General features: G+C 70.4%; 11 protein-coding genes. 6 read left to right on the top strand and 5 right to left on the bottom strand.

What is annotated here, in order from left to right; all coding sequences use genetic code 11:
- Nucleotides 1-3,673, top strand: a 3,673-nt coding sequence (locus VIP82_RS16390; protein ID WP_331910513.1) for an SCO7613 C-terminal domain-containing membrane protein, incomplete at its 5' end; no start/stop codon positions are given.
- A 178-nt stretch (nucleotides 3,674-3,851) separates the two neighbouring features.
- Nucleotides 3,852-5,816 (top strand): phosphatase PAP2 family protein, encoded by a 1,965-nt coding sequence (locus VIP82_RS16395; RefSeq protein ID WP_331910515.1) that lies wholly within the window; start codon nucleotides 3,852-3,854, stop codon nucleotides 5,814-5,816.
- 170 nt (nucleotides 5,817-5,986) lie between these two features.
- Here VIP82_RS16395 and VIP82_RS16400 read toward each other — a convergent pair whose 3' ends face one another.
- Nucleotides 5,987-6,499, bottom strand: a complete 513-nt coding sequence (locus VIP82_RS16400; protein ID WP_331910517.1) for a glycine cleavage system transcriptional repressor — start codon at nucleotides 6,497-6,499, stop codon at nucleotides 5,987-5,989.
- A gap of 86 nt (nucleotides 6,500-6,585) precedes the next feature.
- The gene (locus VIP82_RS16405; RefSeq protein WP_331910519.1) at nucleotides 6,586-6,951 is read right to left on the bottom strand and encodes a hypothetical protein; all 366 of its coding nucleotides are present in this window, start codon (nucleotides 6,949-6,951) and stop codon (nucleotides 6,586-6,588) included.
- Between the two features lie 147 nt (nucleotides 6,952-7,098).
- Between VIP82_RS16405 and VIP82_RS16410 the strand changes: the two genes are divergently transcribed.
- Both VIP82_RS16410 and VIP82_RS16415 read left to right on the top strand, forming a co-directional pair.
- Nucleotides 7,099-8,265, top strand: a complete 1,167-nt coding sequence (locus tag VIP82_RS16410; RefSeq protein ID WP_331910521.1) for a polysaccharide deacetylase family protein — start codon at nucleotides 7,099-7,101, stop codon at nucleotides 8,263-8,265.
- A 257-nt stretch (nucleotides 8,266-8,522) separates the two neighbouring features.
- Entirely contained in the window at nucleotides 8,523-10,088 is a 1,566-nt protein-coding gene (locus VIP82_RS16415; RefSeq protein ID WP_331910523.1) for a sugar transferase, read from the top strand.
- A gap of 221 nt (nucleotides 10,089-10,309) precedes the next feature.
- Here the strand turns inward: VIP82_RS16415 and VIP82_RS16420 are convergent, their stop codons facing one another.
- Complete coding sequence (locus VIP82_RS16420) at nucleotides 10,310-11,797, bottom strand: glycerophosphodiester phosphodiesterase (protein ID WP_331910525.1); 1,488 nt, start codon at nucleotides 11,795-11,797, stop codon at nucleotides 10,310-10,312.
- A gap of 69 nt (nucleotides 11,798-11,866) precedes the next feature.
- Nucleotides 11,867-17,878, bottom strand: a complete 6,012-nt coding sequence (locus VIP82_RS16425) for a DNRLRE domain-containing protein (protein ID WP_331910527.1) — start codon at nucleotides 17,876-17,878, stop codon at nucleotides 11,867-11,869.
- A gap of 629 nt (nucleotides 17,879-18,507) precedes the next feature.
- Here VIP82_RS16425 and VIP82_RS16430 point away from each other — a divergent pair.
- The gene (locus tag VIP82_RS16430) at nucleotides 18,508-19,776 is read left to right on the top strand and encodes a glycosyltransferase (protein WP_331910529.1); all 1,269 of its coding nucleotides are present in this window, start codon (nucleotides 18,508-18,510) and stop codon (nucleotides 19,774-19,776) included.
- A gap of 105 nt (nucleotides 19,777-19,881) precedes the next feature.
- Here VIP82_RS16430 and VIP82_RS16435 read toward each other — a convergent pair whose 3' ends face one another.
- Entirely contained in the window at nucleotides 19,882-23,637 is a 3,756-nt protein-coding gene (locus tag VIP82_RS16435) for a LamG-like jellyroll fold domain-containing protein (protein WP_331910531.1), read from the bottom strand.
- Between the two features lie 227 nt (nucleotides 23,638-23,864).
- On the opposite strand from VIP82_RS16435, the gene VIP82_RS16440 reads away from it, so the two are divergent.
- Nucleotides 23,865-24,581: a CDP-alcohol phosphatidyltransferase family protein gene (locus VIP82_RS16440; protein WP_331910533.1), complete on the top strand. Its 717-nt coding sequence runs from the start codon at nucleotides 23,865-23,867 to the stop codon at nucleotides 24,579-24,581.
- Nucleotides 24,582-24,584: the final 3 nt, after the last annotated feature.

A 24,584-nucleotide genomic window follows, 5' to 3' on the forward strand; every position in this document is an offset into this window, starting at 1 on the left:
GGTCACGGCGCCGGCGGCCGGCGCCGCCGCCGTGCGTGCGGACACATCGCCGGAACCTGCCGCGTCGAGCATGGCGCCCGTTCCGCCCTCCGGCATCGGCGCAACGGCCGGGGCCCACCGGGCCTCCGCGACGGTGCAGTCCGTGCTCGCCGTCGCCGGGGCGGCGCTCGTCGCCGTCGCCGCGGTCGTGTTCACGTTCTTCAACCCCGATCTCACCGATCCGTGGCCGCGCGCGGCCATCGTCGGTGCCATCGCCGCCGCCTTCCTCGGCGGATCCGCCTTCCTCGCCCGCCGGCAGCTGCGCTTCTCGGCCGAGGCGATCGGGGCCCTCGGGATGGTGTTCCTGGCGCTCACGATCACCGCGGCGCTGCCCCTGCTCCCCCAGGATGCGAACGGCTGGGCCTTCACGGCGCTCGCGACGCTGCTCGCGGGCGGCACGCTGGCAGTGCTCGGCCCGCGTGCCGGCATCCGTGCCTGGCGCTGGACCGGTCTGCTCGCTCTGGCGTTCGTGCCGCTCCTGTTCGCCCTGGGCGCCGGCTCGGCACTCGCGACGACGGCCGGATGCCTCGCGTCGGCCGCTGCCGCCGGCGCGCTGGTCGCCGTCGCCTCCCGCACCGGCTCGGGCGCACCCGGCTCGGGTGCACACGGCCCGCTCACCGCGGAGCGCACGGCGCTGACGGTGGTGCAGTTCGGGTTCGCGGTCGCCGCACTGTCGACGGTGTGGGGGACGGATGCCGCCACCGCCGTTCCGACCGCGTACCTCGCGAGTGCGACGCTCGTGTCGATCGCGGTGATCGCGGTCGCCTCGGCGCAGCACCCGGCAGGGCGCGTGTGGAGCGGCGTCGCGGGTGCGGCGACGGTCGGCGCCGTCGCGGTGCTCCCGATCGCGATGCCCGCGCTCGGCATGGGCACCTGGTTCGCGGCGTTCCCGGTGGCCGCGGGCCTCGGGCTCGTCGCCGTCGGCGCGCTCGCTCCGCTGCACCGCGTGGTCGCACGCGGTGCCCTGTTCACCGGCGCCGTCGGCGTGGTCGCCCTCATCGCCGCGATCCCGACGCTCACGGCGTTCCTGTCGATCGCAGGCGCTATCGCCGGCCCGTACGCCGACCGCATGTTCCTGCTGCCCGGCAGCGCGGCGGGGCTGACTGTCGGGATCGCCGCACTGTCGCTGTCACTCGGCTCGTTCGCCGCGATCACCGCGCCCCGCGGCGTCGAAGCCGCCGCGGCGGCGGGTGCGGCATCCATCGAGCACCACGGGTTGGGGGCGCATGATGCACATCCGGGGCGCGATGCGCACGCCCCGCACGCGTCCGGGGCGCCCCGAACGGCGGCCAGTGCGACGTCGACACGCTCCGCGTCGCTCGCAGGCGCCCCCGGCGGCGAATCGATGCCGCAGCCGCTCGGCACGCGATGGCTCGGGTTCCTCGGCGCCTGGTACGCGGTGCTCGCATTCCTCACGGTGCTGTCGCTGCCGGGCCTCGAGGTGTGGGCTCGGGTCGCGCTCGGACTCGTCGCGGCCGTCGGCGCGGGTGCCGTCGTCACCACCGGACTGCGCGATGCCTCGGCCGCCGCCCGCATGCCCCTCGTGGCGGGCGCGAACGCGGCCGTGGTGTTCGCCGCGGTGTTGTCGTGGCGCGACGAGGACCTCACGGTGTGGGCCGGGACCGCGGTCGTCGCATCGATCGGCGTGCTCGCGCTGACCGTGCCGCGCGCGGGCCGCTTCGTGCATGTCGGCGTCGCCTTCGGGTACGCGCTCGTGGTGCTCGCGACCGCGCTCGCCCGCGGGGGCGCCGATCCGCTCGTCGTGGTGTGCCTCACCACCTGCGCTGCCGGAGTCGTCGCCATCGCGACGACGTTCGCCCGCCGCATCCCGTCGCGGGAGTGGCACGCTGTGCTCGTCGTGACGGCGGTGCCCTTCGCGATCGGCGTGCTGCAGGTGGTGTTCGAGCGCAGCGGCTGGACCGCTCTCTCGACCGCCGTCATCTTCGGCCTCGCGCTGACGCTGGTCACCACCACACGCGCGGGCCTCGGCCTCGTGGTGCGCACGCTGGCGGCCGCGACGCTCGTCCCCGCGATCGCCGTCGTGGCGGTGTGCCTCGGTGCGCAGCTGCTGCCCATGAGCGGGTCGCCGGTGGTGCTCCCGGTGATCGCGGCGATCGTCGCGGGCGTCCTGGCGTCGGCCGACCTGATCGGCGACGCGCTGGGCCGGCGGCTGCCGCAGGCGCAGGCGCGCGCCGCCGGACTCGCGGTCGAGGCATCCGCTCTCCTGACGGCGGCGATCGCCGTCGCGCTCGCGCTGGTGCGCACGTCGGCGGGGCTGCCCACCACCCTGCTGGTGCTCGTGATCCTCGGCGCCGGGTTCGCCGTGACCGCGATCACCGCGCCGCGTCGCTACGCATGGCCGCTCGCCGGTGCGGCGTTCACCGGCGCCCTCTGGAGCGCGTGGGGCATCGTCGGCGTCATCGGCCTCGAGCCCTACCTGCTGCCGCCGGCTCTCGGCGCCGCTGTCGTCGGTGCGGCGCTCACGGCCCGCGGTCGCCGTGCGGTCGGCCTGTACACCGCCGGACTCGCGATCGCGGTGGTGCCCGTGGTGCTCGCACTCGCCCTCAACGGGACGGATGCCGCCATCCCGGTGTTCGGTGCCGACGCCGCCGCTCCCGGCCGGGCCGTCGGACTCGTCGGCGCCGCGTGGGCGCTGGTGGCGGCATCCGTCATGGTCTCGCGAGCGACCGCCCCACGGGTACGGCGTCTGCGCGTGCTGCGCGTGCCGACGCTCGCCGTCGCGATCGTCGCCGCCGCGGCGGCCGCCGTGCAGGGCGTTCGCTGGGGCATCGGCCTCGATCCGGCACCGACGGATCCGGCGATCCTCGCGGCACTCGCGTTCGGGCTGCTCGGTGCCGGCGCCGCGGCGAGCGCCGCAGGCGGTCTGCACCGGCACGCCGCCGAGGGGACGGGACTCGCCCGCACGCGGTGGCTGGGTGCGCCCGCGGTGCTGATCGTCGCCGTGGCGACCTGGCCGGCGATCGAGCGCGACTGGTTCGTCATCTGGACGATGTGGGTGGTGCTGCTCGGTCTCCTTACCCTGATGGTCGCCGTCGCGGCGCGCGGGCTGCGCGGTCCGACGGGGCTGCCACCGGTGCCGTTCCTGTTCGCCGTGTCGTTCGTGACGGCCGTGGTCGCGTGGAGCCCGCGCGACCTCCGGGTCGAGTGGTTCTCGCTGCCCCTCGGCCTCTTCCTCCTCACGGCGGGTGCGCTGGCGCTCCGCCGACCGGCCGACGACGCGCCGGCGGGCAGGCTGGAGGCGTGGCCGGCGGGCTGGACCGGGTCGTGGGCGCTCCTCGCACCCGGGCTGGTCACGATGCTGAGCGCCTCGGTGGCCGCCACGTACACCGACCCGCGCACGTGGCGGGCGATCCTCGTCATGGCGATCGCGCTCGTCGCGATCCTCGTCGGCGCCACGCAGCGCCTCGCCGCGCCCTTCCTCATCGGGATCGTCGTGCTCCCGATCGAGAATGTGCTGGCATTCATGGTGCAGATCGGTCGCGGCATCGACGCGATGCCCTGGTGGATCACGCTGTCGGTGGTCGGCGCGGTGCTGCTCATCATCGCGGTCGGCTACGAGCGTCGGGCGGGCGACGGGACCGGGCTCGCAGCCCGGCTGCGCGATCTGACCTGAGGTTCGCGAGGCTTTGTCAGAACTATTGCACATAAGGACAATGCGCGGCTAAGTTGTCGTGAGCATGCCTGCCGAGGCAGGCCGACGTGGTCGCATCCCCTCCCCCGTGAAGACCGCGTCAGGCGTCGCTTCGGTGCGCCGTCGTGCGCCACGGGACCTGTCGAACAAAGGAGTTGACGTGGTGAACGCCACCCCCCGCAGACCTCGCTTCGATCGGAGAGCAGTCACGACCGCCTTCGCATGCGCGGTCGCCACCGCCCTCGTCCTGGCACCGGCGGCGGCCCAAGCTGGCACGACGACGGCCACCGGTGACCTGCCGGATTCCGCACGCCAAGCCGGTTCCGGCGACCCGCAGGCCTTCGCTCCCGTGAGTGCGATCGAGCCGCAGCGGGGTACGTACGGCACGCTCGCGGACACGTACCGGCAGAACACCAATGCCTACACGACGCCAGACACGAACCCGGCCATCGGCGTCCTGGCGCCCATGCTCGAGTACTTCACGCCGGGCGCATCGTGGAACAACGGCACCGTGCTCAACCCGCAGCTGCACGCGGAGAACATCGGCGTCGTCGAGCGCCTCACCCAGAACCGCACGGACGCTGAGAGTGCCGAGGCGTGGATCGACGACCGCCGCCACCAGAGCTATTCGATGATCGCCGGTCTCGGAGAGGACGCCACGGCTTTCGCCTCCCTCACAGGAGCGGGCACGACGATCACCGAGGTTCCCGCCGACGCGCTGGAGGTGGCATACAGCGACGCCGGCAACGCGAACGGCGTATGGGCCGACGCCGGCTCGACCCTGGGCTCGGCCGTTCAGCTCGTCGACACGCTTCGGGGACAGTACGCGTCCTCGAACAACGCCAAGATGTTCTACCAGTACATGCGTCCGTTCCGCTGGAGCGATGACGTCTCGGTGGTGCCGGAGCTCGTGGTGCGCCTCGTGCCGGAAGACAACGCCATCACCGACGGGGGGTTCCCCAGCGGCCACACGAACGCCGCCTTCCTCGCGGGCCTCGGGCTCGCATCGTCCGCTCCGGAGCACTACGACGAGCTGCTCATGACCGCCGCCGAGCTCGGCCGCAGCCGCATGGTCGCGGGAATGCACTCGGCGCTCGATGTGATCGGAGGGCGCATCCTCGCGACGGGCCTCGCGGGTGCAACCCTCGAAGACCCGGCGAATGCGCCGTTGATCGCTCAGGCGCGCGCCGACGCGCAGTCGCTGCTCGCGCTCGACACCGCGTCGGATGCCGATCGCGACGCGTACCAGGCTGACCTCGCGCACTACCGTGAGCTCACGACCTCCGGCCTCACGCCGGTCGGAGCGACCGGAGAGCCGGCGCATGTGCCCGCGGGCGCGGAGTCGCTGCTGCGTTCGCGCTTCCCGTACCTCAGCGACGAGCAGCTGCGGTGGGTGCTGTACTCGACCGCCCTCGACTCCGGTCTGCCGCTGACCGACGACGCCGAGGGCTGGGGGCGCATCGATCTGTACTCCGCCGTCCACGGCTACGGCGCGCTGGACCGCGACGTGGATGTGACGATGGATGCCGCGGCGAGCGGATTCTCGGCAGGCGACGTATGGCTCAACGACATCGACGGCGCCGGCGGGCTGACGAAGCGCGGTTCCGGCGCCCTCACGCTCGCCGGCGACAACTCCTTCGAGGGCGGAGTGCTCGTCGAGGGAGGCGACGTGGTCGCACGCCATGTCGATTCACTCGGCACGGGCGCCGTGGAGGTGCGCTCCGGCGGTCTCGTCGACGGCGCGGCCGAGACCGTCCACGTCGGTGCGGCGTACAGCCAGCGCCGCGACGGCACGCTGCGGCTCACGCAGGAGAGTGCGGCGGCCCCGGCGCTCAGTGTGGGCGGCACGGCGCACTACGCGGGGACGCTCGAGGTGGACCTGAGCAGTCTGGCCGGTCCGGCGGACGGAGTGCGCGTCATCGCCCACGATCGCTCGAACGGGAGGTTCTCCGCGCTCGTCGTCAGCGGCGCCGATGGTGCGACCTTTGCGCTCGACTATCGCAAGGACGGCGTCTACCTCGTGGCCGAGCGGTCCCACGGCTCATCTCCGGATGCCGGGGCGGCAAGCCGGCTGGATCTGCCGCTCAACCTCGCGCTGCCGCGTTCCGGGCGAGCGATCGTCTGATCACCGGCCCGGCCGGCCGTCGTCGTGAACCGGCCCTGTCCCTCGCGTCCGGCCGAGGGGCAGGGCCGCGCTCGCGGCCCGATCGAGCCGCGGACTCAAGGGCTGCTCGCCTGTCACGATTCGTGTCGCCGACCCACCGTTCGTGACAGTTGAGCGGCCTCGACGGCTGCTCAGGTGTCGAGGGTGACGTCGACCTGGATCTCGGTCGCCAGGCGCTCGAGCTCGCTCGTGAGGTCGTCGAGGTCGACGGATGCCGGAACCCGGGCGACCACCGTCGCCTCGAAGAGCCTGCCACCGTACATCGCGGCATCCGCGGTGTGGGTGGTCAGCTTGTCGATGCTCACGCCGTGGGCGCCCAGCACCGTCGAGATGTCGCGGACGATGCCCGGCCGGTCGTTTCCGATCACCTGCATCGTGAGCGATCGCGCCGTGCCGAGCGGCGGCTCGACGGTGCCGGTGTGCACCGCGACCTTCAGGAGGCCGTCGAGCACCGTCAGCGCCGCGCGCAGCTCGTCGGCCCGCTCGGCCGGCACCGACACCTCGATGATGCCGGCGAAGGCGCCCGACAGCTCCGCCAGCTGGCTGTTCTCCCAGTTGCCGCCGTGGTTGCCGACGACGTCGGCCACCGCCGCCACGAGTCCGGACCGGTCGTCGCCGACCACGGTGAGCACGAGCGTCGTCATGCGGACACTGTACCCACGTGCCGGGCGTCGGCGGACGGCAGTGCCTCAGCGCCGCGAGCGACGGGCATGTCCCGGGCGGGATGGGATCAGCGCGGCGAGAGCTCGTCGGTCACGGGGAAGGGCAGGCGGAACCGCTCCGGGTCGCCGCCGACCGCCGAGGCCGCGCCGAACTCGTCGGCGACGACGGTGATGCCCCGGGCACTCGCCTCGGCGATGCGCACGGGGCGTTCGCTGCCGTCGGGAAGGTGCAGGGTCCACCGGTCGGCCAGATAGCCGATGCCGAGCTCGTCGAGCAGCTCCTCGGCGTCGAGCCACTCGAGCGCGCCGGCGCCGTCGGGCGTCCGTTCGCGGCCCAGCAGGTCGAACACGCGGAAGCCGTCGCGGTCGGCGAGCATCCAGCCCAGGATCTCGCTGTCGGAGCGCCGGTACTCGATCCAGTCGGCAGGCAGCATGGCACCCGAGCGTAGCGAAGGCGGCGCCGGCCCGGCACGCGGTTCATCCACAACCCGCGCGCAGGTCGGGCGGCGGGCGGCGGCATCCGGGTAGCATCCGAGCAGAGATCGCACGTGGGGATGCGCGGTCCGGACTCGGGGAGTCGTATGACCAGTTTCGGCACGGAGCCCGCGCGGCCCTCCGCGCGGCGGCGTCGGCGCCGCGTGTTCGCGGGCATCGCGGGCGCCGTCGTCGTGCTCGCCGTCATCGGCGGCACGGTGGCAGCGATCGGTTTCGCGCGTGCCGCCGCCGGAGACAGACAGGCGGATGCCGCGCCCAGCGCCACCGCGTCGACGACACCCACCTCCACCCCCGTCCCGACGCCCCTCACCCCGGAGGAGCAGCTGCTGGCGAGCGCACCCGACCCGGCGGCCTGCGCCGTGAGCTTCGCAGGCGAGGGGGTCGCCGACGCACCGATGCTCCAGACGGAGGGCGCGCTCTACGCGGGGCTCCCGATCCCCTCACGGGAGGGGCTCGTGTTCGCCGGCTGGTACGCGACCTCCGCGGATGCCGCGGCCCTCGCCGTCCCCGGACGCGTCAACGGCTCCGAGCCGGTCGTCTGCACCGACCGCCGGGTGACGCTGCATGGCGCGTGGGTCAGCCCCGAGCAGAACGTCGCCGAGGACGCGCGCATCCCGATCCTCATGTACCACCAGTTCACGGCGAATCCCGAGGGCGAGAGCGGGTGGCTGCGGGGCAACTACGCGTACATCGGCGACTTCGAGGCGCACATGAACCACATCGCGACGACGGGCTTCTACCTGCCGACCTGGGACGAGCTGTCGGCCTTCATCGACGGGCGGCTGTTCCTGCCGAACCACTCGGTGATCGTCACCGACGACGACGCCGACCAGACCTGGTTCGACCTCGCGGTGCCCGTGGTCTCCACGCACAAGGTGCTCGCCACATCGTTCATGATCACGGCGTACCGGCAGGATCCCCCGCCGAACATGTACGTGCTGCGCCGCTCGCACACCCACGACATGCACCGCGCGGGCGCGAACGGCGACGGCCTCATCGTGAACCTGTCGGTTCCCGAGATCGTCGCCGACATGGAGGCCTCGTACGGCGTGCTCGGCGTCAAGGAGATCATGGCCTACCCGTTCGGCCACTACAGCGACACCGCCAAGGAAGGGCTCCGGCAGGCGGGCTGGGAGATGGCGCGCACCATCGAGCCCGGTTACGTCACGATCGGCACCGACAAACTCGCCTTGCCGACGGTGCGCATCAACTACGGCATGGGACTGGACGCCCTGATCGGACTGATCGGCTGAGGCCACCCCGCCGGACACTGCGCACTACAGGCTCCGATTAACGCTTGTCAAGTTTTTCGGGACAAGAGTCTTCCGATCGACGGGCTGCCGCAGTACATTTACAGGGCGCAGGGGAGTTCGAACCCGAATCGAGCGTCCCCAACGACCCGACAACCCGGCCGGGTCTGCGCATTGGGGTTGTATGGCCTGTTCGGCGTGCCGTCGTGCGGGCTTCTGGGGAAGTACATGTCTGCTAGGGACGCGTCATCGTGCGCGCGGTGGACCGCGGTCTGAAGCCGACCGCGATCGCAGCGGCGCCGACGGGCGCCGGAGGAGTGACCCGAACGCTCCTCCGACGCCCAACTCCGACGCGCCCGCTTCTGGATGTCCTCCCCGACGCGATCGCCCCTCGCGCGCAGCCGTCGCTGGAGCGCCGCCGCCTCTGGGAGCGGCGCTACCGGCGACGGCTGGTCGCGACCGATGCGGCGTGCATCACCGGGGCCGCCGCCGCGGCCATCGTCTTCGAGACCGCCGTCGGCGTGCCGCTCGCACAGCTCGCCGGGCCCGCCCGCATCGGACTCTTCGTCATCTGCGCGTGGATGACGCTCCTGGCGCTCGCCCACACGCGGGAACCTTCCGTGGTGGGCGCGGGGGCGGCCGAGTACATGCGCATCGGGCATGCGACGGGCTTCGCGTTCGGCATCCTGTCGACCGTCTTCATCCTGGCGCAGCTGCCCGGACTGCGCGCGCAGCTCATCATCGCGCTGCCTGTCGGGCTCGTCGCCCTGGTGCTGAGCCGCTGGCTCTGGCGCAGGTGGCTGATCCACGAGCGCGAGCGTGGCGAGTGCGTCTCTCGAGTCCTCGTCGCGGGCACGCGCGATGACGTCGAGTACGTCATCGAGAAGCTCGTGCACGACCCTCATCACGCGTACCTCGTGATCGCGGCGACGACGACGGACGGCGGGTTCGAGCCCATCGACATCGAGGACCATCTCTACCCCGTGATCGGGTCGATCCGCTTCACGGCGGCCTACGGCCGGCAGGCCGGTGCCGACACCATCGTCGTCGCGAGCACGCCGGATGACGACCGTGATTTCGTCCGGCGGCTGGGGTGGGAGCTGGAGGGCAGCGCGGCCGAGCTCGTGCTGTGCAACCGGCTGACCGACGTGGCAGGACCCCGTCTGTCGCTGCGGCCCCTCGACGGACTGCCGCTCGTCCAGGTGAAGATCCCCGAGTTCGAGGGCGGCATCCACGCCATCAAGCGGGGGATGGATGTGGTGCTGTCGCTCCTCGCGCTCGTACCGATCGCGCTCATCGCCCCGTTCGTGGCCATCGCGATCAAGCTCGACTCGCGCGGACCGGTGCTGTTCCACCAGCTGCGGGTGGGTCGCGACGGCCGCCAGTTCTCGATGCTCAAGTTCCGCACCATGGTCGTCGACGCCGAGGAGCGACGCGCTGAGCTGCTCGCCGAGAATGATGGCGCAGGGCCCCTGTTCAAGGTGAAGCGCGACCCTCGGGTGACGCGAGTGGGCGCGATCCTGCGCAGGTTCTCGATCGACGAGCTGCCGCAGTTCGTCAACGTGCTCCGTGGTGACATGAGCATCGTCGGCCCGCGCCCGCCGCTTCCGAACGAGGTGACGTCGTACGACGGGAGCGTGTATCGCCGGCTCTACATCAAGCCCGGTATCACCGGCCTCTGGCAGATCAGCGGTCGCAGCGACCTGTCGTGGGCCGACAGCGTGCGACTGGACCTGCGCTACGTCGAGAACTGGTCGATCGCCACCGACGTCATGATCATGTGGCGTACGGCGAAGGTCATGATCGCACCGAAGGGGGCCTACTGATGCCCCCTCAGAAGACTTGGCCGGCGACAACGGCGTCGCCGGCCGCCAACAGCTGGATCCGCGGTCGTCACCCGCCGCTGCCCGTCAGGTGCACACTGGCGCTGGCGTCACCGGTGGACGCCCGTTCCCCAAGCGGGCGTGACCGCGGATCCTTGGGACGGAGGCAGGGGCCGGGCGACAGCACTGACGGTACATTCCGGTAGCGGAATACTCGGCGGCCGCTAGCTCGCCACCACTCGCACCTGCGAGAACTCGACCGCGTGGTTGGACGCGTAATCCTTGAACAGGCGGATCCAGGGACCTCTGCCGTCGGATGCCGCGAGCTTGGCCTCGATCGGTTCACCGCCGTCGGCGGTGGCGCGCACCCTGTCGTCGGACACGTCGATCCGAATCCGCACTGCGTCTCCTGCTGTCGGCGCGTCGACCGCGCCGGTGGCCAGGTCGGGTCCGGTGACGCCGCGCTCGCAGCGTGCGAGTGCGATCGTGCCGTCGACGTGAAGCGAGAACTGATAGCCGTCGGCGTCGCCGCGTCCGCCCTGCCCTCCCGGCGCGTCGCCGCTCAAGGCGAATACCGCGCCGACGGCGCCGCTCGGAGGCACGGCATCCGGCCAGACGATCGTCATGTTCAGACGGCTCGGTTCCTTTCCTTTGACGGCGAGCGAGCCCATCAGGTAGCTGGTCGCGTCCGCCCGCTGAATGCGCAGGGTCCCCCGGTCTGGGATGAACGAGGGTTGAGCGGACCAGCCGAGCGTGTCGATGGCCGCGGGAAGGTCGCCGGGTGCGCGCCGGCCGGTGGCGAAGGTGTCCCGGTCGGCTGGTCTGCCGTCGACGAGATAGCCCACGTTGGAGCACATCAGCCCGGTGACCCCGAGGCCGGTGAGCCGTTCCACCTCGTCGTGGAACCGCACCTCCCAGCACATCAGCGGGACTCCCGTGGCCACGACCTGCCTGATCACCTCGTCCGGCGCCGACACCGGCAGTCCCAGGACGTCGAAAGTCAGAGCGAACTCATCCAGGCGATCGATCTGCTCCACGTCGAAGTAGCCCCACGCGCAATAGCCTCGCTCCTTCGCAGCCCGCACCTGCGAGGCCGGCGCCCACTGTTTCCAGACGAAGCGCTCCGTCGCCCGCGGCTGAGCGTCGAGGATGTCCAGCAGTACACGCGTGTTCGTCCCCTGCTTGTCCTCGATGAAGACCAGCGTGGCCGGGTCGAGCTCCCGCAGAACGTCCTCGAGCCTCGACACGGGCTCCAGAGGGGTGTTGACGCCCAGCCAGCTGCGGGCGTCCACAGACAGAGCGCTCACCTCGCTCCAGGTCATGTCGGCGATCTTCCTGTCGACGCCCAGCACGCGTGCGCCTGACAGGTCGTGGTGGCAGATCAGCACGCCGTCCGACGTCGAGCACACCGAGATCTCGATCGCCTCGGCGCCCGCCAGGAGGGAGTTCCGATAGGCGGTGAGAGTGTGCTCCGGCCAGTTGTCGCCGCTGCCGCGATGACCGACGTAGAACGTCGGCCGGCTGATGAGCGCCCGGACGTCGGACGCGATGGGCGCGCGCGAGGGAGAGGGTGAGCCCGAAGGAGAGGGAGAGGGCGTGATCGTCTCGGACGGGTTCCTGCCCGCGCGGGGCGGCGCCGAGCAGCCGGCCAGGACCACGGTCGACAGTCCGCCGATGAGGAAGCCGCGCCGCGACATCGGAGACGGGGCCATCGCGTCACCTCCCGTTGTTCGCCGGCGCCCCGGCTGCCGAGGGCGCCGCCATCTGGCGATCTGCCTGCTCTACGGCACCGCCGTGTACGTGAGCGTCAGCGTCGGGCGATACGACGTGTTGGTGGCCTCTCGCGACCAGATCCGCAGGTTGTCCGTGCCCGCCGTGCTCGACATGCGCATCGTGATCGTCTGACCCGACAACCCCGCGAGGTCGGCCGCCCCGATGGCCACCGTGTAGGCGGTGTTGGTGGCGCCCGCGCCCGCCAGCTGCCCGATCACGCCGGACGAGGTCTGCGTGATGCGGGTGTTCCACGTCATGGTCGCCTCATCCCATGGCCCGGACATCAGGTGGAGGACATGGGTGTCGGCGGAGGCCGCCGTGGAGTCCGTCGACGTTCGCACCGACAGCGAGGCGGACGTCAGCTGCATGCCTGCCGGCGCGGCGGGAAGGGCGAACGACAGGAACGACTCGATCCCCGTGCTGAAGCGAGACGACAGCTGGTTGGTCGTGCCGTACGTGGCCGCAGCGTTGCTCGCCGCGGCCATCGTGTCGGCGCTGGTGACGACCGACTGCACGACGGGCGGCACGACCGGCGGAGAAATGGTCGCCGAGACGGAGGACGAAGCCGCGCTCACGTTGCCGGCGGCATCCCGCGCGGTCACCCGGTAGTACCAGGTGCCCGTCGGGCGTCCGTTGTCGGTGTACGACGAAGCGGTGACGTCGGACAGCCGGGACGACGAGTCGGCGGTGAAGTCCGCAGCGGTCCCGCGGTAGACGGTGTAACCGGTCACCCCGGTGTTGTCGGTGGATGCGCTCCACGTGAGCCCGACGTCGGCGTTGCCCGCGACGGATGCGACGAGACCCGTGGGCACCGAAGGCGCCTCCGTATCGGGGCCTGCGACGGGTGTGAAGGTGAGCTTCACGGATGGCCGGTATGTCGACGACGTCGCTTCCGCGGACCAGAGCCGGACGTTGTCACCGCCCGCGCTCGACATCCGGAGCGTCACGGTCTGGCCGAGGGCGGATGCGAGTGGGCCCGTGGTCAGCGCGACGTTGTAGGGGGCGTTCGTGGCCGTCGCCCCGGTGAGGCTGCCCAGAACCGCTGACGTCGCGGTCAGCGGCCGGTTGTTCCAGTTCACTGCGGCTTCGGTCCAGGCTCCGGACATCAGGCGGAACTCGTGGGCGTCCACGGACGCCGCCGTGCTGTCGGTCGACGTCCGCACCGAGAGGACGGCGGCCGTGAGCGCAGTGCCCGCGGGAGCGGCCGGAAGCGGGACGGCGAGGAACGACTCGATCGCACCCCCGGTGCCGCGCGACGACAGTTGATTCGACGTGCCGTAGAGCGTCGTCGGGGACGACTGCGCGACCATGGCGTCGTCGGTGATCGGCACCGTGATCTCGACCGGGGTCCCGCCGTTGGCGAGGATGGTCGCGTAGGCACTGGCAGATGCCGCGCTCACGTTGTTCTCCGCGTCCCGCGCCGTCACCTTGTAGTACCAGACGCCCGCTGTCCGGCCGTTGTCCGTATACGACGGGGTCGTCACGTCCGCGATCTTCGAGGCGGCGTCCGCCGCGAAGCCCGCACTCGTCCCCCGGTACACGGTGTAGCCGGTGACGCCGACGTTGTCCGCCGACGGCGACCAGGTGATGGTCACATTCGCGTTGCCGGCGACGGAGGTCGCGAGCCCGGTCGGCACCGTCGGCGCCTGGGTGTCGGGACCGGAGGCGGGCGTGAATGTCAGCCGCAGCGACGGCCGGTAGGCCGTCGTTGCCTCCGCGGACCACAGGCGGACGTTGTCGCTGTTGGTGCCCGACATGCGGAGGGTCACCGTCTGGCCCAGGAAGGAGGACAGTCCGTCGGCGCCGAGGTTGACGGTGTAGGCGGCGTTGAGTGCCGTCGCACCGGTGAGAGTGCCCAGCACGCCCGTTGCGGTCGTGGTCGGGCGGTTGTTCCAGTTGACGGTGTCCTCGGTCCAGGCGCCCGTCACCAGCCGGAACTGTGGAGAGTCCGTCGTCGCGGCGGTGCTGTCGTTCGACGTGCGGACCGACAGCACGGCGCCTGTCAGCACCGTCCCTGCCGGTGCGGCCGGCAGCTGCAGCCGGATGAACGACTCGATCGTTCCGTTGGTGCCCCGCGCCGACAGCTGGTTCGACGAGCCGTACAGGGTCGTCGGGGCCGCCTGCGCGACCATCGCGTCCTCGGTGGGCACGAGGGTCACCTCGACCGCCTGCGACGGCGGCTGGATGGTCACCGACGCGGACGAGGGAGCGCTGACGTTGCCGGCGGCATCCTGTGCGGTCACTTTGTAGTACCACGTGCCGGCGGCACGTCCCGTATCGACGTGACCCGGCGTCGTGACCTCCGCGATGCGGTTGCCCGCGCTCGGCGTGAAGTCCGCCACGAGGCTCCGGTACAGCACGTAGGAGCTGACGCCGCGGTCATCCGTCGAGGCGTTCCACGAGAGCGTCACGTTGGTTCCGCTGGACAGCGTCGCCGTGAAGCCGCCCGGCGCGCTCGGCGCGGTCACATCCGGCGGGATGATCGTCACCATCGCGGTATCCGAGGGTTGACTGGCGTTGCCGGCCGCGTCTCGCGCGATGACGCGGTAGTAGTGGGCGCCCGCGGAGAGTCCGCTCTCGCTGAACGACGTGCCGCTGACTGTGCCGACCAGGGTGCCGTCGGCGATGGCGAAGCCCGCGGCATCCCCCCGGTAGACCGCGTAGTCGATCACGTCGACGTTGTCCGCGGACGGCGCCCACGTGACGGTCGCGCCATTCGCCCCCGACTGCGTCGCGGCTGGACTGGCAGGTGCGGTGGGGGCGTCGATGTCGGTGACGAGAAGCTGCCTGGGCGCCGACGGCAGGCTCTCGTTCTCGGCGCCGTCGACCGCGGTCACCCGGTAGTAGTACGTGCCCAGTGCCGGGGCGTCCTCGTGGTACGAGGTCGTCGCGGTGGTCGCGAGGAACGAATCGGCGTCAGGAGTGAAATCGGCCGACGTGCTCCGGTAGACGCGGTACTCCAGCACACGGGTGTTGTCGGTGGACGCCGTCCAGGACACGTCCACCCCGCCGGAGCCGTGGGTGGCAGTGAGTCCGGAGGGCGTGCTCGGGGACGCGACGTCCTGCACCCCGAGCGCGTAGTGGCGGGCGATCTCGTTGGCACTCAGGCCGCCGTTGTACACGGCGAACTCGTCCAGCGACCCGCGGAAGTAGGAGTTCGAGGTCGCACCAGGCCAGCTGCTGAGATTGCCGCCGCCGATCCGCCAGTACCCACTCGTCGTATCCGCGCCGGTGACGCTGCTCTGAGCGACGAGCACGCCATCGACGTAGAGCTTCCGACCGGAGGAGTCCAAGACCCCCACCGCGCTGTGCCACTTGCCGTCGGCGTAGCCGAGCGGGCTGGTGACGACCGCCGCGGAACCCACCCACGAGCCGAAGACGAGGTTGCCGCCCGCGGTCATGTACAGGTGCTTGTCGTAGTTCGTGCCGTTGCCGGTCTGCGCATTCTCGAATCCGAACAGCTTGCCGCCGGCGGTCGTCGTGTTGAACCAGATCTCGCCCGTGAATGCCGCCGAGGGCGTGAGCGTGGCCTGCGTGGCGACCGTGCCCTGCTGCGTGCCGGGGGTCGTCACCGCCGTGTTGCCGGGGATGATGCCCTGCTGGCCCTTGGTGACGCCGGTCCGGTACGTCCCCGGATAGGTGGCGAAGCGGGCGGCGTCGGCGGCAGTGGTGCCCGACGCTTCGCCGAGGCGCCAGTAGAGGGTCGGGTCCGTGACGAAGACGCGCGTGCCGTAGGCGTCGGCCGGGGCCTGGTTGAGATCGAGTTCTCGGCCGGCCGCCTCATAGTGGTCGGCCACGTCGCCGGCGCTGAGTGCCGAGGAGTAGACGGCGGTCTCGTCGATCGTGCCCGCGAAGAAGTTGCTCGTCGGGCGGTTCGGCCAGCCGGAGAGGTTGTCTCCGCCGACATGCCACACCCCGTAGTAGGACTGGGCGACCGCGTTCGAATTCTGCGCGACGCGGACTCCGTCGACGTACAGTGCCATACCGGCCGCGCCCTGCGTGCCCACGACGTGGTGCCATGATCCGTCGTTCAGCGCGCCGAGCGAGGTCAGCGTCACGGTCGAGCCGGTGTAGGCGCCGAAGACGACCCGGCCCGTATTGGTCATGTAGAGGTGCCGGTCGTAGCTGCCGCTGAGCACCGTCGCCCCGCTGTCGGTACGCGGGCGACCGCTTCCGTATCCGACGATCTTGCCGCCTCGAGTGGTCGTCGTCCTGATCCACGTCTCGACACTGTAGGTCGTCGGCGCCGGGGCCAGTCCCTGGTGCCAGACGTAGTCATCGCCTCCGTCGAAGACGACTGATCCGCTGGGATCGCCGGCGACGGGGGTGTCGGCCGAGTTCGCCGCGCCGTTCTCGAGCAGGCCCGCTTGCCGGCTGGTGTTCGTCGTCGCCGCCGAACCGTCCTGCAACCACGACCCCGTCGTGTTCCCCTGCCAGTAGATCGCGGGCGCGTCGGAACGGACGGATGCCGCGTAATCGGCGGCCGGTGCGACCGCGGTGGCGGTCGCCACCTGCGACAGCACCGAGCTGTTCGTGCCGTCGGTCGCTCGCACACGGTAGGTGTAGGTCTGCCCCGCGACCACATCGGTGTCGACGAACGTCACCTGCGGGCGGTTCCACCACACCGAAGACGAGGCTCCGCTCCAGATCGGGCTCGGCGAGTTGTTGCGGAAGACCTGATACGTGAGGTTCGAGTCGTCGTCGTCGACCGAGGTTCGGATCCGGACGTCGACCGATCCGCTGCTCTGAGCGACCGCCGACACCGTCGGTGCGGGCGGATTGCCGGTGTCGGTGGTTCCGAAGCGCGTCAGGTGGTCCTGAGACGCACCGTTGATCGTCGTGAAGTCGCCGCCGCTCCACATGAACTGCTGCCCGGTCGACCTGCCGGTCGCGATGACGAGCGCGCGCGGGCCGATCCCCTCGCCGATGCCGTCGTTGGACTTGGGGTCCCAGGCGAAGTGGGCCCCGTCGACCGCGCTCTGCGCGAGGAAGTAGTGGCGCGTGCCGTCCTGCTGCGCGTTCACCGAATCGCAGTTGTGCCCGTGGCTCACGGAGTAGAGGGTCGTCTGATACTGCAGGGTCATCTGAGTGGCGCCGAGGCACGTGTCACGCCACAGTTGGTCGCCGGTCGCCCACGAGAACGCCGCGCGCCCGTCGAACACACCGCCTCCGGTGCCCTCGTTCGAGATGTAGAACCTGCCGTCGTCTGCGCTGAAGATGTGCTTGGTCACCGAGGTGTTCGCGATGAACCCGGCCGGATAGGTGCGGATGTTCGCACCCGTGACCGCGTCGACGATGGCGATCGAATGCGAGGACGCGCCGTTGACGGAGAAGAAGTCTCCGCCGATCGCGACCTTGGAGCCGTCGGGCGAGACGCCGATGCCTCGGCCGATGTCATCGACGTTGGCCGTCCACGGAAGCAGCGCGCCGGTCGTGACGTCCACCGCGGCGAACCGCTGGCGCGCCTCACCGCCCACGGTGAGGAACATGCCGCCGAAGTACATCGTCGTCCCCTTCACGGCGATGGTGTGCACGATCGAGGAGATGCTGGGCAGTCGAAGGGCCGTGACGGTGCACGTGCGAACGTCGATCTGCGCGATGCGACCCGTGGACACACCTCCGACGTTCGAGAAGTTGCCGCCGATATAGACCGTGTTGCCGTCGGGCGCCGCGGTGGCCGCATAGACCGCCGGCGTTCCGCCTGCGAGCGAGAGACTCAGCTGGCAGCCGTCGGGATTTCCTGTCTCGGCGTCGAGGATCGCGAGGGCGTTCACAGCGACCGGCGAACCCGAACCCCCGTCAGGCGGGCGCAACTCGCTGAACGTGCCGCCCGCCACGACCTTGCCGGCCGATTGCGCGAGCGCGTACACCGTTCCGTTCGTCTGCCACGTCGGCAGGTCGTCCGCGCTGAACTGAACGCCCGGCGAAAGAGCCGAAGCCGGTTCGGGCGGTGTGACCGCGACGAGGCCGACCACGAGCGCCGAGGCTACGACGACACCTACCCAGTTACGTGAGACCATCGGTCACACCCCCCACGCCCACAGACGTATCCGTGGGCCCCTCCCAGATGCACCGCCGGGTTCCCTGTCGTCGAGTTCTGACGCTTCCCAGTCGCGTCTCTCGGCTTTCGGGACGATGCTAGGCACACTGTACGCCTCCGTTCGGGCTTTGTCTCCAGGTGATCTGCGGCGCAGGGTGCGGCGCCTGAGGAGGCCTGCTCCTTCGACGAACGCGGAGTGGATGCGTCGCGTTCGAAGGGTCTATTCCGCGCGACGCGGTTGCGCTGTATGGTGTGCCCGATAACGTCCCTCGCCGCCAGGTGCGGGACGCTGACGGCCGTCGAACCCGAAACCGACGGTCGAATGGAACGCGTTGCGCGCCGGCAGGCGAGGGACGCTGACGGTCGTCGAACCCGAAACCGACGACCGATGGACCGCGCTGGGGAGCGCTCTCCGAGATGCGTCGTGACGGTGTCGTCGCGCGCCCCTGGGGAGGAAAGATGACTGGGGAATGGCGCCTCGGCGCCCGATCGTCACGCGTATCGACGTCGCCGGAGACGGTGAAGACGGTGAAGACGGTGCGAGCTTCGGCGACGTCTGCGACCTCCGCCTCATCGGAGGGTGCGACGAGACGTCGAACGGCACCGCGGGTGCTCTTCGTCGGCATCAACTACGCACCCGAGCCGACGGGCATCGCGCCCTACACGGAGGGCATGGCGTGCGCCCTGGCGGCGCGTGGATGGCAGGTGAGGGTGATCACCACGCATCCGCACTATCCATGGTGGAAGGTCCAGGACGGCTACGGCGGCTGGACTCGCACCGAGACGCGGGATCAGGTCGACGTCACGCGACTGCGCCACTACGTGCCTCGACGCCACACCATGGTCGATCGGGCGCTCTCGGAGTTGACCTTCGGACTCAGGGCCACTTTCGCCCGTTGGCACCGCCCGGATGCCGTCGTCCTGGTCAGCCCCGCGATGATCTCCTCGCGGCTGGCAGCCGTCCGCGCTGCGCTGACCGGCATACCGACGATCGTGTGGGTGCAGGACATCTACACGCTCGGTGCGCGCGAGACAGGTGCCGTGTCGCATGGCGCGGCGGGGATCGCCGCACTCGAGCGCGGGCTGATGAACTCCGCCGCCAGGGTCGTGGCGATCCATGACCGATTCCGACGCGTGCTCGAGGAGGACCTGTCGGTCGCCACGCCCGTCGACGTCGTGCGGAACTGGTCGCACGTGAGGACGGACGGCGCCGGGCGCGACAGCGTGCTCCGCCGGGAGCTCGGCTGGGCGGACGATGACGTCATCGTCCTGCACGCGGGCAACATCGGGGCGAAGCAGGGACTCGAGAACGTCGTCCATGCCTCCCTCGAGGCCGCTCGACGGGGATCTCAGGTGAAGTTCGTCCTGCTGGGCGACGGAAATCAGCGCGCCTCCCTCGAGGCGATGGCTGCCTGTTCACGACTGCAGTTCCTCGATCCGCTGCCCGACGGCGTCTTCGAGCGGGCGCTCGCCTCGGCCGACATCCTCCTCGTCAACGAGCGGCCGGGTGTCACCGAGATGGCCGTCCCGAGCAAGCTGACGACGTACTTCGCCACCGGGCTTCCGGTGATCGCGGCGGTCGACCCGTCGAGCATCACGCACGACGAGGTCTGCGCCGCCGGAGCCGGCCCGTGCGTCCCTGCGGGCGACCCGGCCGCACTGGTCGATGCCGCCGAGCGTCTGGCGGCTGATCCGGCGGCAGCACGGGCGTTCGGTCACGCCGCGCAGAACTATCGGGATGTGCATCTCGGAGTCGACACCGCGGTCGCCTCGTTCGACGCGACCCTCCAGGCGGCGATGGTGTCGGGTCGCCGTGCGTCGGCCGGCGCGCTCGCCGGCTCGCGGAGCCGCGGGCACCGCCCGGTCCTCCACCACTGACCGAGATCGACCCGGACGCAGCATCCCTTTCACCGGCCGCCGCCGGGAAGGGCGGCGGCCGGTCCGGCGGCGGAGGGCTCGCTCCGCCGCCGGCCTCTCCCCCGCTCAGGGTGTCGTGTACGTCAGCGTGAGTGTCGGTCGATAGTCCGGTGACGTCGCCTCACGGGACCACAGCCGCACGTTGTCGCTGCCCGCCGGACTGGACAGTCGCAGGGTGATCGATGTGCCGGCGAGCGGTCCCAGGTCGGCAGCGGAGAGGTTGGCGATGTAGGGGCTGTTCACCGCCGTCGCTCCCGTGAGCTGCCCGAGGACGGCCGCCCCCGCGGTCGTCGGACGGTTGTTCCAGGTGATCGTGCTCTCCTGCCACGTGCCGCTGACAAGCCGGAACTCGTGGATGTCGGTCGACCCTGCTGTCGGATCGGTGGACGTCCGCAGCGAGATCGTCGCCGACGTGAGCACCTGCCCGGCCGGCGCCGCCGGCAGGTCGAACCGCAGGAACGACTCGATCGTGGTGTTGAAGCGCGACGATATCTGGTTGGTGGTCCCATAGGCGAACGTCGGGTTGATGACTGCGGCCATCGAATCGGCGGTCGTCACGATCGTCTGCGTCGTGGGTGGAGCCGGTGGGTTGGTCACCGTGGCGCTCACGGCGGCCGAGGCCGCGCTCACGTTCGACGACCCATCCCTCGCGGCCACCTTGTAGAACCAGGTGCCCTGCGGTCGAGCACTGTCGGTGAAGGTCGTCGCCGTCACGTCGCCGATCCGAGAAGCGTCGTTCGCCGTGAACCCGGCCGTCGTGCCGCGGTAGACGAGGTATCCGGTGACGCCGACGTTGTCCGTCGAGGCACTCCAGTTCAGGACGACGTTGTTGGCGCCCTCGACGGTCGCCGTCAGCCCCCCGGGCACGCTCGGCGGCGTGCTGTCGGGAGCCACGATGACGACGGATGCCGCGCTCGACGCACCGGAGACGTTCCCGGCGGCGTCGCGGGCGGTCACCTTGTAGTACCACGTGCCCTCGGAGAGCGGCGCGTCGTGATACGAGGTGCCGACGATGTTCGGCTGGATGAGCGTCTCCATACTCGGTACGAAGCCGGCGTCCGACCCCCTGTAGAGGGCATAGCCCGTCACCCCGGCGTTGTCGGTCGAGGCCGTCCACGAGATGTCGGCCGCCTGACCGGCCGCCACAGCGTTCACTCCCGTCGGGACGCTCGGCGCCACACCGTCGACGACGGTGACGGGAGCGGAGGCGGCGGAGGCCACGCTCGCGTTGCCGGCTCCGTCGAAGGCGACGACCTTGTAGTAGAACGTGCCAGGAGGCGGTGCGACGTCTTCGAACGTCGTGCCGGCGACCGTCCCGCGGAGCGTGTCGGCCGCGGGGGTGAACCCGGCGGTCGTCCCGCGATAGACCCGGTACCCCGCGACCCCGACGTTGTCGGTCGAGGCGGTCCAGCTCACGTCGACATTCGCTCCGTCGAACGACGCACCCACCCCTTGGGGCGTGCTCGGCACCACTGTGTCGACGAAGCCTGTCCCGACGCTGAAGTGGTTCTGCACCTGTTGTGGCGACAGCGTCCGGTAGTACACCGCCGTCTCGTCCAGCTGCCCGTCGAAGTAGCGGTTCACCAGGGTGTTGCCCGCACTCGGGTAGCCGTTGAGGCTGTCGCCGCCGACGTGCCACGTGCCGTTGTAGGTGCCGCTGCCCGTCGTGGCGTTCTGCGCCTGGAGGACCCCGTCGACGTACAGCTGCATGCCGCCCGGGCCCTGGGTGCCCACCACGTGGTGCCACTGCCCATCGTTGACGGCCGCGAGGCTCCGCAACGTGGTGGTGCCGAACCCGGCGCGAACGCCGAACCGGAGGAACCCGGTCCCGTTCTCCATGTACACGACGCGGTCGACCGTGCCACTGGTGCGATCCGTGCCGTCGTCCGTGCGAGGACGACCGGTCGAGGACCCGTAGTTGGCAAGCGCCCCACCGGTGGTCGATGTCGTGCGGAACCACGTCTCCACCGAGTACACGGTGGGTCCGGGAGCGATGACGTCGTTCCAGATGTACTGCGGCAATCCGTTCGGCTGGGTGTCGGTGAACGTCGCACTACGGCTGGCGTCGTTGGGGATCGCACCCGCGGCGGTGCGGTTCACACCGTTCTGCGCGAGGCCGTTGAGCCCGACGAGCGTCGGTCCTGCGCTGTCCACGACCCATTGGGCGTTCGCCGTGTCGTCGTAGCGGTAGAAGAGCCGCGGCTGATCCGCGATGACCGTGGATGCGTAGACGGAGCCCGTCGCCGAGGCCGTGACCGTCGCCGTCCCCGACAGGGCGCTCTGATTGTTCGCCCGGTCGATCGCGCGCACGCGATACGTGTAACTCGTTCCGGGAGTGACATCCGTATCGACGAAGGTCGCCTGGAAGCGATACCAGTGCTTCGACTGGGCCACGCCCGTCCACACGGGGGTCGTCGTGTTGTTGCCGCGATAGACGGCGTACGTGATGTCCGAGTCGTCCGGGTCGTAGACACCGCGGATGTTGACCTGGACCGCGTTCGGCGTGATGGCGCGCGCCGCGAGGGCCGGGACCGGTGGGGCGCCCGTGTCGGTCGGGCTGAACCGCGTCAGCCCCTGCTGACTGGCCCCGTTGACGCGGGTGAACTCGCCGCCGACCCACAGGTACGGAGTGCCGTTCGTGCCCGGCCCGATCGCGATCGAGCGCGGGCCGATGCCCTCGCCGGTGCCGTCGTTCAGCTCCGGAAGCCAGCCGATCTGCAGCTGCGTCGGGTCGTCCGCGTGGGTCACTGAGAGGAATGTGCGGCGACCGTCGGGGAACATCCCCATCGCGCCGCAGTCGTGATGGTGGTGCGCCTGGAACAGCAGTCCCTGATATGGCACCATCGTCTGCGTCGCGCCTGCGCAATTGTCGCGCCAGGCCTGGCTGTAGTCGGACCAGTTGTAGGAGAGCGCGCCGTCGAATCCGGCGAATCCCTCCTGCGCCACGAAGAAGCGCACCCCATCGGAGCTGATCGTCTTCGTCCGCGAGGTGTTGCCGACCGTGTTCGCCGGCCATGTGCGCAACACCGCTCCCGTCGTCGAATCCACGACGGCGAAGCTGTGCGATGCCGATCCGTTGATGTCGAACCAGTCACCCCCGATCGCAAGTCGGGTCCCGTCCGGGGAGAGCTGGAGCGCATCCCCGCGGGCGTTCTTGTTGGGAACGACGGTGTTGCTGTACAGCTCCTCCGTCGCGCCGGACGCGTTGGCGACGAACGCGGTCTGCAGAACTCCTGCGCGGTTCACCTTCGCGAAGCTGCGCCTGGTCTGCCCGCCGACGGTTTGGAAGACGCCGCCGAAGTAGACCGCGTCGGCGGCCGGCTCGATCTCGAGCACGTAGTTGGAGATGCCGTTCACCCGGAACGGCGTGACCGCGCAGGTCACGACGTTGATCTCCGCGAGCCGGCTCACGGCAACGCCGCCGACGCTCGTGAACTGGCCGCCGATGAAGACCGTGTTGCCGTCGGGTGCCGCCTTCACCGCGTACACCGATGCCGCACCGCCGCTGTAGGCGACCGGCAGCTGACACGCGTCGGGCTCCCCCGTCGCGGCGTTCAGAATGGCCAGGCTCTGCAGACTTCGCGCAGCGCCCGACTGTGCTGCGCCGGGGCGGATCTGGCTGAAGCTTCCCCCGACGACTGCCCTGCCGCGGGATATCGCCACTTGCCAGACCACACCGTTGGTCTGCCATGTGGGCAGCGCATCGGCGCTGAACGGCAGATCAGGCGAGAGGGCTTTCGCCTCTTCTGCAGGTGGTAAAGCGATCATTCCGATCGCGAGCGCCGCAATAGCGGCAAGGCTCGCGAAAAAGCGAGTACGCACGTCAACCCCGATTCCCAGAATTCGAGACCGGTGCCGCACCTCCCCAGTGGATCACCGGTCGCCCACAGGCTCCCGTCCGCGGGCACACGTGCTGTCGCTGCGCTTTTCGGCATCATCGTCGGGTGCAACTTGCCAGTACGCTTGACCGAGGAGTTTACACGACCACGCGTCAGGCGGCAGGGTGGATCCCGATACTCGTGCCAGAGTGTGCGGGGACAGTGGGGGACATGTCCGGCCTGACCTTTCGCGAAGCCATGGATTCCTTGTCGAGCTCGCAGAAGAGCCGAGTGGGCGTCTCGCTGTATTCGCGGTACATCAACCGTCCCGTAGGACGGGTCCTTGCGGCGGCAGCCGCCTCCACCGGGGTCTCCCCCAACGGCGTGACCGCCGTCTCGGCGCTCTGCACCGCCGTGGGCCTGATCGTGCTGGTGATCAGCCCCGTCGGGTGGGTCACGGGTCTCGTCGTCGCGTTCCTCCTGGTGCTCGGCTTCGCGCTGGACTCCGCGGACGGCCAGGTCGCGCGATTGACCGGGCGCGGCAGCCTCGCCGGAGAATGGCTCGACCACGTCGTCGATTCCGGCAAGATGGTCGCCGTCCACGCCGCGGTGCTCGTGGCGGCGGCGACGCAGGGGCTCCTGACCGGGGCGTGGCTGCTGATCCCGCTGGCCTACATGCTGGTCGCCGTCGTGCTCTTCTCGGGAATGACGATCTTCGAGCTGCTTCGCAGGACTCGGCCCCACCCCGCCGGCCCGCCACGGTCGCCCTCGGCGATCCGCGCGGTCGGCCTGCTCCCGGCCGACTACGGGGTCCTCGCCCTCGCCTTCCTCCTGTGGGGGGCGTCGCAGATCTTCTTCGTCGTCTATGCCGCCCTCGGAGCCTTGACCGCACTCATCACGGTCGCTCTGCTCCTCAAGTGGTTCAGGGTGCTGAAAAGCACGAGCTGAGCG

It is taken from the genome of Microbacterium sp. (assembly GCF_036566905.1).
Lineage (GTDB): Bacteria > Actinomycetota > Actinomycetes > Actinomycetales > Microbacteriaceae > Microbacterium.